Here is a 13317-nt window from a genome sequence, read left to right as displayed (position 1 = left end):
CGCCGCGAAAGATCGGGCAGTCGGCCGCGCGATTCGGCACCGGCGGGCGCAATCGGCCAGGCGGGAAGCCTTGGCCGTTCAAGGACATTTGGTTCGGCCGCCGACTGTCCGAAGTGGACTATTGACGCGGGGTCAGGAGAACTTCCCGGCCAATTCGGTGAAATAGGGCGTCATCGCCGGGTGGTAGTCGGCGAAGTCCGGCCTCGGCGTGCCGTCGAAGGCGGCCGCGAACATGTCCAGGTAGTACTCCCAGCCGGGACCGGCGTCCGGGATCTTGTCCGCCGAGTCCAGGTGGTGCACCAGCTGGAGTTCCGTTGCCGCGCCACGGGACTCGAGCCGCAGCTCCATCCGCCAGGCCCCGGATCCGTCGGTCGACGAAACAGCCAGCCGGTGCGGCGGCTCGCAGGCGTCGACGCGGAGGTCCATCCAGGGTTCCTCTTCCTCGAACACCATCTGGACCTGGATCATCCGGCCGGGCGCCGCGTCGCCCTTCCAGGGGCCGAACCAGCGCGCGGTGCGCTCCGGTTCGGTGATCGCGGCCCACACGTCGTCGATCGGCGCGCGGAAGGTCCGCGGCAGGACCAGGTCGATGCTGTCGGCGAGCCGCTGCGCTCTTGCGGTGGGCACGGGCTTCATGCGGTGTTTTCCTCTCCGGAAGCGGGGTCCCGGCGGCGTTCGCGACGGGTGCGGTGGACCTCGGTCTCCAGCGCGTCGAGCCGCTGCTGCCAAGCCGGCGGGGTGACGAGCCGGGTGAGCCAGGCGGTGAGTTCGGCGAATCCTCGCGGGTCGAGTGCGTAAAACCGTTGTCTGCCCACGAGTTCGTCGCGCACCAGCCCGGCTTCCCGCAGCACGCGCAGATGGCGCGACACGGCCGGCCGGCTGATGGTGAAGCGCGCGGCGATTTCCCCGGCGGGCAGCCGTTGCCGCTGCAGGAGTGCCAGGATGTCCCGCCGCACCGGGTCGGCGATCGCGCTGGCGACCAGATCCACGACGGAAGCGTAACGCAGTGGTTACGCGTTCGGCAAGAAGCTCACGGCCAGGTCGACGCGCCGCCGCGGCGTTTGCGGACCTCTTTCCCCGTGCCAGGAGGGAAACCGTGCTTGGTGAGCCGGACTTCGGCGAGTTCGTCGGCGCTGGTGACGGTAAGGAACAAGCTCAGCAGCAGGCTGATCAGCAGCGCGGCGACGATCATTCCGGCGGGCATCGGCGTGACCAGGGTGAGCACGACGTAGCCCGCGATCAGCCAGGGCAGCGCCTCGATGAAGATCCGGAACGCGAAGCGCAGTACCCAGGTTTTCGAGGTCGCGTCGTGCAGCACCCACTCGCGGTACTCGTCGGGGAGTACTCCGCCGTAGACGTAGTGCAGCCAGCGCACCGGGCCGGGACGCTTCATACCCGGTGGGTACCCCGCGTTCAGGCGGCGTACGCGCCGAGCTTGGCCGGGTTCATCAGCCAGAACAGCCGGTCGATGCCCTCGGCCGACGCGGACACGGTCAGCACCGCGATCACAGTGCCGCCGTGGCTCACCACCGCGGCGGGCTGGCCGTTGACGTCGCCCCAGCCCACCTCGGTGCCGGGCCAGAACCGGCTGGCGAACGCGCGGACGTACTTCGCCACGGTGACCGCGCCGACCACCGGGATGCGCGTCGCGCGGACCGCGCCGCCGCCGTCGGAGTAGCTGACGACGTCCTCGGCGAGCAGTTTCTCCAGCGTCGCCAGGTCTCCGGTGCGTGCGGCGTCCACGAACGCGGTGAGCAGCCGCCGCTGCTCCGACAGTTCGACCGGCGTCCGGCGTTCCGCGGCGAGGTGCTTGCGGGCGCGGCTGACCAGCTGTCGCGCGCTCACCTCGGTGGTCTGCACGATGTCGGCGATCTGCTGATACGGATAGTCGAATGCCTCGCGCAGCACGTACGCCGCCCGTTCCGTCGGCGGCAGCTTCTCCAGCAGGAACAGCACGGCTACCTCGAGCGCGGCGGCCCGCTCGGCGCCGAGCTGCGGGTCGGCGGAGGTGTCGACGGGTTCGGGCAGCCACGGGCCGACGTAGGTTTCGTGCCGCACGCGCGCGGTCTGGCTCGCGGTGATGGCCAGCCGGGTCGTGGTGGTGGCGAGGAACGCGCCCGGGTTGCGGACGACCGAGCGGTCGCAGGTCTGCCAGCGGAGCCAGACGTCCTGCAGGAGATCTTCGGCGTCGGCGACGCTGCCGAGCATCCGGTAGGCGATCCCGAACAATCGCGGCCGGACCTGCGCGAACACCGAGGCGGCCTCGGCGAGTTCCTCCATCTGAGGCGCGTTCCTTTCCTGGTCCGGCGGGGCATTCGCGAGCTTAGCGGGCAGGGGTGTCACAAATCGGCGAGCTGTCCGGTCCTGACTGGTGACGCTCGCGGCGGCCGTCGCGGCGGAAACGGAGGGAACGAGCATGAAGATCGTCGTCATCGGCGGGACCGGGCGGATCGGTTCGCAGGTCGTGCGGCTGCTCGAAGGGCATGAGGTCGTGGCGGCCGCGCCGAGCACCGGCGTGAACACCTTGACCGGCGAAGGGCTGTCCGGCGTGCTGCGGGGCGCCGACGTGCTGGTGGACGTGTCGAACTCGCCGTCTTTCGCGGACGACGACGTCATGGAATTCTTCCAGCGCTCGACCGGGAATCTGGTGCGGGCCGCGCGCGAAGCCGGGGTGGGCCATTTCGTCGCGCTTTCCGTGGTGGGCGCCGATGAGCTGCCGGATTCCGGTTACCTGCGGGCGAAGGCCGCGCAGGAGAAGCTGATCCGGGAAAGCGGACTGAACTACACGATCGTGCGGGCGACGCAGTTCCTGGAGTTCGCCGTCGCGATCGCGGACACCTCGACGGTCGACGGCGTGGTGCGGCTTTCCGACGGCGGCACGCAGCCGATCGCGGCGGAGGATGTCGCACTGGCGGTCGCACGGGCCGCGGGCGAGCCTGCGGTCGGCGGGATCGTCGAGATCGGCGGGCCGGAGGTGTTGCCGATGGACGAGTGGATCCGGCGGGTGCTGACCGCTCGGAAGGACCCGCGCGAGGTGGTGACCGATCCGGCCGCGAAGTACTTCGGGACCGTGCTGGGCAAGGACAGCCTGGTGCCCGCGGAAGGCTCGTGGCGGGGGAAGGTTGGGCTAGCGGAGTGGTTGAGGTCGTGAGTGGCGATCCCGGTTCTAACCGTGATCGCCACTCACGAGTCAGGAAAGCTGGCCGTCGTAGTCCGGCAGCGCTGGTTGCCGTCCGCGGTGCCCCCGCCGGACTTGCGGGCGCAGATCGCGTCGATCGGGTAGCCCGCGCTGCTCAGCTGCTTGCGCGCGGAGGAGGAGCTGGTCCGCGCCGTCACGAACAGGACGGACACCTGGTGCTGGCCTGCCCACTGGGCGACCGCTAGCACCGGCCGGTTCGGCTCGCCGGGGTGGTACTCGGTTTCGAGCGAGGTGTTGTCGATGTCAAGCACGATCGCCAGCCCGGAACCGCCGTGGGCGACCCGGTCGGCGGGCTGCGCGGCAGATGTCCGTGAGGGGAACCCTGAGGGACTCTGAGTCCCTCAGGGTTCCCCTCACGGACCTTCGCCTGGCGTTATCCGGCGATGGTGTCCAATTCCGCCAACGCGTCCGCGGGCAGCTCCAGGTCGGCCGCCGCGACGTTCTCCCGCAGGTGCGCGACCGACGACGTGCCGGGGATCAGCAGGATGTTCGGCGACTGGTGCAGCAGCCAGGCCAGCGCGACCGCCTTCGGGCTGGCGCCGAGCCGGGCGGCGACGTCGTCCAGCGTCGAGGACTGCAGCGGGCTGAACCCGCCGAGCGGCCAGAACGGGACGTAGGAAATCCCTTGGGCAGCAAGGGATTCGATCAGCTTCTCGTCTCCCCGGTGCGCGACGTTGTACCAGTTCTGCACGGTGACCACCGGCGCGATCGACTGCGCCTCGGCCACCTGCTCGGCGTCGACCACGCTCACGCCGAGTTCCTTGATCTTGCCTTCCTGGCGCAGCTCGGCGAGTGCGCCGAACGGTTCGGCCAGCGAGCCCGGCACCGGCGAGTGGCCGTCCGCTCCGCCGCCGACTCGCAGGTTGACCACGTCGAGCGCCTCGACGCCGAGGTTCCGCAGGTTCGACTCCACCTGGTCGCGCAGCTGCTCGGGCGAACGCTCGTGGATCCAGCCGCCGGAGTCGTCGCGCACCGCGCCGACCTTGGTGACGATCTGCAATCCGTCGTACGGCGAGAGCGCTTCGCGGAGCAGTTCGTTCGTCACCTGCGGCCCGTAGAAGTCAGCGGTGTCGATGTGGTTCACGCCCAGTTCGACGGCCGTGCGCAGCACCGCGAGCGCCTCGTCGCGGTCGTTCGGCGGCCCGAAGACGCCGGGTCCGGCCAGCTGCATCGCGCCGTATCCCAGGCGGGCGACGGTGCGCCCGGCCAACGTGAACGTCCCGCCGGGGAGGTTGTCGGTCAATGTTCCGCCCTTCTTTCCGCCGCGCCGGTGCCGTCGCGGCTGTCCTCCATCGTGCTGCCGGCGGCGCGGCGCGGCCAGTACCCCTCGGTCCTGGGAGTGTCAGGGCCAGGCTCGCGGGACAGGTTCCGGATAATTTGGTATACCATTGACATGGCTTCTCTCACTGTGACCGGCGTGCGCCCGTGGGGCGGCGACCCGGCCGACCTCGTCCTCGACGGCGACCGCATCTCCGACGTCCGGCCCGCCGGTTCGGCCCCGGTCGAGGGCGAACGGATCGACGGCGCGGGTCTGCTCGCGCTGCCCGGGTTCGTCAACTCGCACGCGCACGTCGACAAGAGCTGGTGGGGCAAGCCGTGGGTCTCCTACGGCGGTGTCGCGAGCACCGAAGGCCGCATCGCGCACGAGCGGGCCGAGCGGGATGCGCTGGGGATCCCGAGCGTCGAGGTCGCCGAGACAGTGCTGCGGGAGTTCCTGCGGCACGGCACCACCGCGGCGCGCAGCCACGTGGACGTCGACCTCGGGCTCGGCCTGCGCGGCATCGAGATCGTGCGGGAAGCCGCGGAACGGCTGGGCGGTGCGGTCGAGGTCGAGATCGTGGCCTTCCCGCAGGACGGCGTGCTGCGCCGGCCCGGCGTGCTCAAGCTGCTCGACGAGGCCGCGGCGGCGGGCGCGGGCTGGATCGGCGGCCTCGACCCGGCGGGCATCGACCGCGACCCGGTCGGCCAGCTCGACGGGCTGTTCGAGATCGCCGAGCGGCGCGGTGTCGGCCTCGACATCCACCTGCACGACGGCGGCGAGCTGGGTGCGTTCCAGTACGAGCTGATCGCCGACCGGACGGTGCGCACTGGACTGCAGGGCAAGGTCACCGTGTCGCACGGCTTCGCCCTCGGCGAGGTCCCCGCGGCGCGGCAGGCGGCATTGCTCGACCGGATCACCGAGGCGGGCATCTCGCTGGCAACCGTCGCGCCGGTGCGGACGGCCCCGCTGCCGTGGACCGAGCTGTCCGCGCGCGAGGTCCCGGTCGGCCTCGGCACTGACGGGATCCGCGACCTGTGGTCCCCGTACGGCGATGGCGATGTCCTGCAGATCGCGCTCGGTTTCGCTCGGTTGCACGGCCTGCGGACGGATGAGGATCTGACGGCGGCGGTTGAGCTGGCGACGCGTCGGGCGGCGTCGTTCGTGGCTCGGGAGCGGCATGATCTGGCACCAGGTTGCCGGGCGGATGTGGTGTTGGTGGCGGCGGAGAATGTGCCGGATGCGTTGATGCGAGTGCCGGTGCGTGCGTTGGTGATCGCGGGTGGCCGGGTGGTGGTGCGGGACGGCGAGGTGCTCGTCTGACAGTTCGTCCGGTCCTCCAGCCCGCCGCCGGTTTTTCCGTAGCCGGAGACGAAGTTTTCGCCTCGGCGGAGCGATAGCTTCCCGGGATGGACAAGCTCGACGCTCTCCGCAGGCGGCTGGAGCACGACCTTCCCGCGCTGCTCGAACAACACCACGTCCCCGCCGCGGTGATCGCGGTGGCTGTCGGCGAGGAGACGGCCACCGCGGCCGCCGGGGTGCTGAATCTTGGCACCGGCGTCCCCGCCACCACCGATTCGGTATTCCAAATCGGCTCGATCACCAAGGTGTGGACCGCCACCCTCGTCCTGCAGCTCGTGGACGAGGGCCTGGTCGACCTCGACGCCCCGATCCGGCAGTACCTCCCCGGCCTCAAGCTCGGCGACGCGGCCATCACCGTGCGCCAGCTGCTCAGCCACACCGCCGGGTTCGAGGGCGACCTCTTCACCGACACCGGTCCCGGCGACGACGCGGTCGAGAAGTTCGTCGCGACCCTCGACGGTGTCGCCCAGCTTTTCCCGCCCGGTGAGCTGTTCTCCTACAACAATGCCGGGTACGTCGTCCTCGGGCGGCTGGTGGAAGTGTTGCGCGGCAAGCATTACGAGGACTGCCTTCGCGAGCACCTCGCCGCCCCGCTGAAACTCCGGCAGTTCTCCCCGAATGCCCTCGACGCGATCCGCTTCCGCGCGGCGATCGGGCATCTCGAACCCGAACCAGGCGCCGCTCTCGTGCCCGCGCCGTTCTGGTCGATGTTGCGGTCCAACGGACCGGCCGGGTCGTCGCTCGCGATGTCCGCGGCGGATCTGCTCGCGTTCGCCCGGATGCACCTCGCGGGCGGGGCCGAGGTGCTGAGCGCGAAGAGCGCCGCGGCCATGTTGCAGCGGCAGGTCAGCCTCCCGCCGCTCGGCATCATGGGCGATGCCTGGGGGCTCGGCTGGGAGCTGTTCGACACCCCGAGCGGCCAGGTCTACGGTCACGACGGCAACACCATCGGCCAGGCGGCGTTCCTGCGGCTGGTGCCCGAAAGCGACCTCGCGGTGGCGTTGCTGACCAACGGCGGCGACGCGATGAGCCTGTACGCCGACCTCGTTCCCGCGCTGCTCAAGGAATTCGGGGGCGTCGAGGTGTCGCTGCCGCCGCGTCCGCCGTCCGAGCCGGAGGCGTTCGCCGCGGACCGGTACCTCGGCACTTACGCCAGCACGGTCGCCGATCTCGTGGTCTCCCAGGACGACGACGGACGGGTCTGGCTGGAGCAACGTCCTAAAGGGACAGCCGCGGAATTGAGCGCCGCCAGCAAGTCTGAGCTGGTCTTTCTCGAAGGCGACACGTTGATCCTGCGCGAGGCCCAGGGCGGGATCCATCTGCCGCTGGTCTTCCTGGGCGACGACGGCAGCGGCCATGCGCAATACGTCCATTCGGGGAGGGCGACCCGTCGCGCCGGGTGACTGGACGGCTTTGCCGGAACTGAACGATCCGGAGGCCTTCCGCGGGTAAGGTTTTACCTCGTGGCCGTTGATCTGGGGTGGAATACGGGGCAGACGCGGATCCACGCTGCCGACGGCCGCCTGCTCGGCGCGGGCGTGCTGATCGGCGGCCGATACGTCCTGACCTGCTCCCGGGCGGCCCGCGCCGAAACCGCTTTCCAGGTCGAACCGGCAGGTCTCGCGGCGCTGGCCGGGCTGGTCCCGCCGCTCGCGGGCGCGCGCGGCGACCTGGCGCTGCTCGAGCTGGACACTCCGGTGCAGCACGGCGCTGTGCTCCGGCGAAAGGTCGAATCCGGGCGGGAAGTCCGGATCCACAGTCTTCCCCTCCGCCTCGGTTACGGCATTTGGGTGCGCGCCACCGCCGGGGTGCCGGACGGCGAACGGGTGCCGCTCACTCTGCTGGAGGGCCGGGTCGACCCGGATCTGTCCGGCTGTCCCGCGTTCGACAGCGCCACCGGACGGCTGCTCGGCATCGTGGTGGTCGACCACGCGGTGCGGCTGGTTCCGGCGGACACCGTGCTGGAGTACTTCCCCCAGCTGCGCGAATGGGTGACCGACGATTCGACGGTCGAGGACCGGCTCGACGAACTCCTCGTCCGCACCGGCGGGGTGCCGCTGCCGCACACCGGGGACCTGCGGGTCGCGCTGCCGAAAGCGACTCTGCCGGATCCGTTCGACGCCGTGCTGTCCGACGCGGCACTGCCGGAGCGGCACCGGTTCTGCGCGGAATGCGGCAATCCGGTGGGCCGCGGCGAGGGCGGGCGGCCCGGCCGGGTGCGCGGTTACTGCGCACGCTGCGGCACGCCGTTCACTTTCCTGCCAACGCTGGAGCGAGGCACGGTCGTCGCCGGTCGCTACGCGGTGCTCGGCTGCATCGCGCACGGCGGATTCAGCTGGATCTACCTCGCCCGCGACGAGGCCGACGACGGCCGGTTCGTGGTGCTCAAAAGCTTGATCGGCGAACGCGACCGCAGCGGCGCGCTGGCCGCCGCGCAATCCGCCGTCGTGCCGGAACTGCTGGAACTGGATCATCCGAACGTCGTCCGCACCCTCGCCCACGTCGAAGACCCGGACCCGGAGACCGGCCAGCCCGTCGGGTACCTGGTGATGGAGTACGTGCGCGGGATTTCGCTGCGGACGGTGTTCCAGCGCGCGAAGCGGCTGCGCCCGGAGCACGTCGCCGCGTACGGGCTGCAGTTGCTCGAGGCCGTCGGCTACCTGCATCAGCGGGGGTTGCTGTACGTCGACCTGAAACCGGACAACGTGCTGCAGGACGGCGACCGGATCACGCTGGTCGACCTGGGCTCGGTGCGGCGGGCGAACGACCGGGGAGGCGCGATCGTCGCCACCCCGGATTATCAGCCGTCGCGGTCCGAGCTGGACCGGGAAGGCATCACCGTCCGCTCGGATCTCTATTCGCTCGGCCGCACCATGGCGGAGTTGCTGCGCGCGTGTTCCGGGCCGGACGGCGGTCTCGGGCGGGAAATGCTCGAGGCGCTGATCGACCGGGCGACCGCCGGCTACGGCGAGCGGTTCGCCACCGCCGACGACATGGCCGAACAGTTGCGCGGGGTGCTGCGCCAGTTGCTCAGCCAGCGCACCCGGATGCCGCGTCCGGCGGTGTCCGGGGTGTTCGGCGGACCCGGCGGATTCGCCGCGGCGGGGCTCGGCGTGCCGGAGTGGGGTGCCTGGGACCGGGAACCACCGCTGCGTGCCGACGGAATTCCGCAGCACCACGACGTAGCGACGGTTCTGCCACCCGTGCTTCCCTCCGCTCGCGAAGAACTTTCGCGGGTTTGGGGCAGTGCTGTCCTGGCGCTGGAGAACGGAAGTACCGTCGAGGCGGAAAACCAGTTCCGGGAGTGTGCGCGGTTGGTGCCGGGCGAGCTGGCACCGTTGCTGGCATTGGGTTTCTGCGCGGAACTGCGCGGCATGACCGCGAGCGCGGCGCGGTACTACGAAGCGGTGTGGGTGTGCGACCGGGACGTGGTCGCGGCGGCGTTCGGGCTTGCTCGGACGAAGCTCGCACACGGCGATCGGGTCGGCGCGGCCGCGGTTTTGGACGAAGTGCCCTCAGCTGGCCGGGAATCCGGTGCCGCTGCGCGGGTCGGGGCGGTGCGGGCGCTTGCTTCGGTTGCCCCGGAACTGCCCAGTTTGGACGAAGCGGCCGCCGCTTGGTCCCGGCTCGGCGAGCTGGGCCTGGACGAGGACGAACAGGACCGGCTCACCGCGGTGGCCGGGGAAACGCTGCTGCGCCTGGGGGGCGAACGTCCCGCGGCCGCCGCTGTCCGGTTGCCTGACCTGCGCGAGGTGCGGCACGGCCTCGCGCAGATCTACTGGGAGCAGGCGAGCCGGGCGTGGTCGAGGTTGCGGGACCATGCGAGCCGGGTGCGCGGCCTCGCGGTGCCTGAACCGATCTCGGCTTCGCAGCCGAAAGTCGTGGTGCACCACCCTCGCTACCTGCCGTCGCGCACTTCCAGCACGACCGTGCAGGTGACGGTCACGGCTGGCTCCGGCGGTGGTCCGCTGCGGCTGTTCGTCCGGGATTCGCCGGGTTGCGTGGTGTACCGGGTCAGCCAGCTGTCCCCGGAGGAAACGCCGCTGCCGTTGCCGCAGCGGCGAATCAGCGACTCGGTGCTCGAACTCGGGCAATGGGCGGCCGGGGAAACCAGGAACTACGCGCTGAGCTTGCTCGTGCCGTCGAGGACGGCGACCGAGCAAGAGAGCCAGCTGGTCGCGGTGTGGGCGCGACAGGGCTCTGAGCAGTCGGAGGCGGAGACCGTTTACGTGCGGCTGACCGACGATCCGGCTCGGCTGGCTCACTCGCCGACGGGTCAAGCAGGTCTTGAGGGCACGGTCGAGGCCGCGCTTTCCGCGTACCGCAATGGAAACGTGAGTGCCGCGTTGGAAGCGCTGGGCTCGGCGGTGACTTTGGCGACCGCGCAAGGCAACGAGGCCGTGCTGGGCCGGTTGCGGTTGCTGGTGGATATCGTCGACGCGGAGAGCGGGCTCGTGAGTTTCCGCGGGTCGCCGGCGGGGGAGGACTTTCTGTCGGAGCGGATCTCGGTGCCGTACCGGCCCCGGGGGCCTGCCGCCGCCGATCCGGCGGAGCCCGGCGAGTTGGATTACGACCTCGTGGCGCCCGATGCGGCCGATTACGGTGCGGTGCTCAGCGCGCGGGTCGATTCCCGTCGCGTCGATTCGCGGCGCGCCGACTCCCGTCGGGTCGATTCCCGCCGGGCCGACTCCCGGCGCGCGGATTCCCGCCGGGCCGACCAGCGGCCCGGAACCTGGCGTACCGGCCGGGTGGGCTATCCGGTGCGGCCTGACCAGCTGGATCCCGGGCCGGATCCGTTCGACTCCCAGCACGTGATCTGGGCGGGACTGCGGGCGATCGGCGCGACACCGCGGGACGACGCCCCGGAACCGGCTCCGGGCTTGCTGGAGGCGACTGTCGAGTGCCAGTCCGACGGTCCGGCCGTCGTCGGGCAACTGGTGGGTGTCGCGGTTTCGGTGCGGCGCAAGGAATCCACGTCCGCCCAGTCGGGTGTGGTGCGCGTCCGGGTGCTGCTCGACGCCGCGCCCGGGGTGGCCGTGCCGATGTCGCGGGTCGGCTGGATCACCGGCGACCGGCTGCGCGATCCGGCGGCGTTCGGGGTCGTCCCGGCCGAACCGGGACCGCTGCGGCTGGTGTTCCGGATCTACCGCGAGCACGACGCCCAGTTGCTCTTGGAAATCGCGGCAGAGCTGCCGGTGGAGGTGCCGTCATGACCCGCCAGCTGAGCGCCGAGGTGACTGTCGACAACACCGCTGGGCTGAGTCGGGTCGCGGTGCCGCCGTACAACCGCGCGCGGACGGTCAACCTGCGGTTCCTCGAATTCCCTGGGGTGCCAGGGCTTCTCGTGCAAGCGTGGGGCAGCGCGTTCCCGGAGGACGGCGGCGGCGGGTACCAGGGCCGGATCACGCACAGTCTCGACGAGCTGAACTCCCGGATCGACATCCTCCGCGAAACGTGGCAGCGGCACGTCGTGGACCTCGCCGAGCGGACCGAACGCGGGCCGCGCCGGCATCCGTTCGCCGACGGCTGGGACCTGGCGGAGAGGCCGGAACTGTTGCGGCACGCCGGTTACGCGCTCGCCGAAGCCGGATACGTGATGTACCGGCTGCTGTTCGCCGGTCCGGACGAAGGGTTGCGGCGGATCCGTTCGCTGCTGGAACTGGCGCTCGCCGAGGGCGAGAACGTGATCAGCATCGAATCGGACAGCCTGATCGTGCCGTGGGGCATGCTCTACACGTCGCCGCGGCGGCCGGACGAGTACCCGGACGACGAAAACTGGTCGCTCGCCGGGTTTTGGGGCTACCGGCACGTCGTGGAGCACACCTTCTCTCGCGTTGACGACTTCGACGCGCGGATCACCGTGGACGGTGGCAAACCGGTCGTCGGGCTCAATGTCGACCACGGGGTGGACCGGCAATTCCCGGACACGCCGTACATCGCGCCGGTGGTCGATTTCTTCCACGGCCGGGCGGAAGTGGTGCTGCGGCCGGACAAGAAAACACTGGCCGCGCACTTCCGCAGTCGTGATTTCGGTGATCATGTAACGTATTTCGGCTGCCACGGCAAGGTGAGCGGTTCCGGCGGTCTGGTCGAGCAGCCTTACCTCAAACTCGGCGACGGGGAACGGATTTACGGCACCGACCTGATCGCGTGGCTGGAGGAAGCGCCGCTGCCGACTCGGCCGTTCGTGTACGTCGGGGCGTGCCAGGGCGGACAGGTGACGTCGGCGTTCTACTCGGCTTTCGGCAAAGCGTTGCTCGGCCACGGCGGACGCTGCCTGATCGGCCCGCAGATCGACCTGCCGCCCGCGTTCGCGCGCGAGTATTCGCAGCGGTTGTTCACCGAATTCATCGATTCGGGCGCGAAACTGGGCGACATCGTGCGGTCGCTGGCGCGTGCGTTCGCCGACGACCACCACAATCCGCTCGGGCTGATGTTTTCGCTGTACCGCGGGATCGACGTGCATCTGTGGCAGGAAGGGCGACCGTGACCGAACCGGTGATCCTGGACCTCGACGAGCACGGCTATTTCGTGGATCCGGAAACCGGGAAGCCGGTGCCCGCCGAGGCGACGCCGCGGTTTTTGGCCCGGTGGCTGGAGGTTCCGGCGACGGCTACCGACATCGTCGTGTTCGTGCACGGGTGGCAGAACAACCGGGAGACCGCGGGCCGGCGGGCCCGGCAGTTCTTCGGCCTGCTGGAAGAGCGCTACGCGGCCGGGTCTTACGAAGGACTCGGTGCGTGGCAAGGGTTTTACGTCATGGTGCGCTGGCCGTCGATGAGCAACCCGTTCCTGACCGGGTACCGGCGGATCCGCGATCGCGCACACAAGATGACCACTGACGGGCGGGCCGCGGAGGCGCTCGGCCAGTTGCTCGGGTATCTGAACGCGGAACGGCAATTGCCGGGCAGTGCGCCGAGTTTGCGGACTGTCACTGGCCAGTACCTGCATTGCGTCGGCCATTCTTTCGGCGGCCGGTTCGTGGTGGAAGCGGTGCAGGCCGCTGCGGGGGACGGTCCGCCCGTCCTCGGCTGGGACCGGGTCGACCCGCGTTATCCGTACACTGTGGACACTCTGCTGGCGTTCCAGATGGCTGCCCGGCCGGACATCTTCACCAATCGTTTCGCCCCCGTCTTGCGCGACGCCCCGATCAACGGCCCGATCGTGCTGACCCGGTCCCGCGCGGACCGGGCCACTGGGTTGTGGCACCGGCTGGCGGAGGGCGTGCGAGGGATCGGGAACGTCGGCGTGCAGGCCCCGGCTGACGACGTGGCGAACACCGTGCTGCACAAAGTGGACACGGAGTATCTACGGTCCGAAATGGACCGGAGGATCGTCAATGTCGAGGCGGGCTGGCGGTTCCGGCGCGGGCGGTGGTGGAATCCAGCCGGGGCGCATTCGGACATCTGGTACCCGGAGTCGGCGCATCTGCTGTTGTCGCTGGCCGAACTGGCCCGCTGAACGGGGCTCGACAGTCCTGCTGTCGAGCCCCGAAGGC

12 protein-coding genes are annotated in these 13317 nt (G+C 70.2%); 6 read left to right on the top strand and 6 right to left on the bottom strand.

Features of this window, described 5'->3' with window-relative positions; genetic code table 11:
• Positions 1-132: 132 nt before the first annotated feature.
• From D0D37_RS04400 to D0D37_RS04385, 4 genes are read right to left on the bottom strand one after another with little or no spacing between them, the layout of a single operon-like run.
• Complete coding sequence (locus tag D0D37_RS04400) at positions 133-636, bottom strand: SRPBCC family protein (protein WP_116199214.1); 504 nt, start codon at positions 634-636, stop codon at positions 133-135.
• On the bottom strand, positions 633-989 hold the full coding sequence (locus D0D37_RS04395; protein ID WP_167493493.1) for a metalloregulator ArsR/SmtB family transcription factor: 357 nt from the start codon (positions 987-989) through the stop codon (positions 633-635). Before D0D37_RS04395 ends, D0D37_RS04400 begins: the two co-directional genes overlap by 4 nt.
• 41 nt (positions 990-1030) lie before the next feature.
• Positions 1031-1393, bottom strand: a complete 363-nt coding sequence (locus D0D37_RS04390; protein ID WP_167493492.1) for a DUF5313 family protein — start codon at positions 1391-1393, stop codon at positions 1031-1033.
• 20 nt (positions 1394-1413) lie between these two features.
• Complete coding sequence (locus D0D37_RS04385) at positions 1414-2280, bottom strand: RNA polymerase sigma-70 factor (RefSeq protein WP_116199212.1); 867 nt, start codon at positions 2278-2280, stop codon at positions 1414-1416.
• A gap of 136 nt (positions 2281-2416) precedes the next feature.
• Here D0D37_RS04385 and D0D37_RS04380 point away from each other — a divergent pair, with 136 nt between their 5' ends.
• On the top strand, positions 2417-3151 hold the full coding sequence (locus tag D0D37_RS04380) for an SDR family oxidoreductase (RefSeq protein WP_116199277.1): 735 nt from the start codon (positions 2417-2419) through the stop codon (positions 3149-3151).
• 32 nt (positions 3152-3183) lie between these two features.
• Here the strand turns inward: D0D37_RS04380 and D0D37_RS04375 are convergent, their stop codons facing one another.
• Together D0D37_RS04375 and D0D37_RS04370 are read right to left on the bottom strand one after the other, a co-directional pair.
• On the bottom strand, positions 3184-3450 hold the full coding sequence (locus D0D37_RS04375; protein ID WP_208719798.1) for a hypothetical protein: 267 nt from the start codon (positions 3448-3450) through the stop codon (positions 3184-3186).
• 122 nt (positions 3451-3572) lie between these two features.
• Positions 3573-4442 carry an oxidoreductase gene (locus D0D37_RS04370; RefSeq protein ID WP_116199211.1) on the bottom strand — a complete coding sequence of 290 codons (870 nt, stop codon included), beginning with the start codon at positions 4440-4442 and terminating at the stop codon, positions 3573-3575.
• 150 nt (positions 4443-4592) lie between these two features.
• Between D0D37_RS04370 and D0D37_RS04365 the strand changes: the two genes are divergently transcribed.
• The 5 genes from D0D37_RS04365 to D0D37_RS04350 all read left to right on the top strand — a co-directional run bounded on the left by D0D37_RS04365 (position 4593) and on the right by D0D37_RS04350 (position 13280).
• Positions 4593-5780, top strand: a complete 1188-nt coding sequence (locus D0D37_RS04365) for an amidohydrolase (RefSeq protein ID WP_116199210.1) — start codon at positions 4593-4595, stop codon at positions 5778-5780.
• A gap of 86 nt (positions 5781-5866) precedes the next feature.
• Positions 5867-7222 (top strand): serine hydrolase domain-containing protein, encoded by a 1356-nt coding sequence (locus D0D37_RS04360; RefSeq protein ID WP_116199209.1) that lies wholly within the window; start codon positions 5867-5869, stop codon positions 7220-7222.
• Positions 7223-7282: 60 nt separating this feature from the next.
• Positions 7283-11032, top strand: coding sequence for a serine/threonine-protein kinase (locus D0D37_RS04355; RefSeq protein WP_116199208.1), 3750 nt, complete (start codon positions 7283-7285; stop codon positions 11030-11032).
• Positions 11029-12309 carry a hypothetical protein gene (locus tag D0D37_RS46455; RefSeq protein ID WP_162834076.1) on the top strand — a complete coding sequence of 427 codons (1281 nt, stop codon included), beginning with the start codon at positions 11029-11031 and terminating at the stop codon, positions 12307-12309. Before D0D37_RS04355 ends, D0D37_RS46455 begins: the two co-directional genes overlap by 4 nt.
• Complete coding sequence (locus D0D37_RS04350; RefSeq protein WP_162834075.1) at positions 12306-13280, top strand: alpha/beta hydrolase; 975 nt, start codon at positions 12306-12308, stop codon at positions 13278-13280. Before D0D37_RS46455 ends, D0D37_RS04350 begins: the two co-directional genes overlap by 4 nt.
• Positions 13281-13317: the final 37 nt, after the last annotated feature.

It is taken from the genome of Amycolatopsis circi, assembly GCF_003385235.1.
Classification (GTDB): Bacteria; Actinomycetota; Actinomycetes; order Mycobacteriales; family Pseudonocardiaceae; genus Amycolatopsis; species Amycolatopsis circi.
The sequence above is the reverse complement of the archived record's forward strand: the minus strand, read 5'-3'. Positions and strand labels throughout refer to the sequence as shown.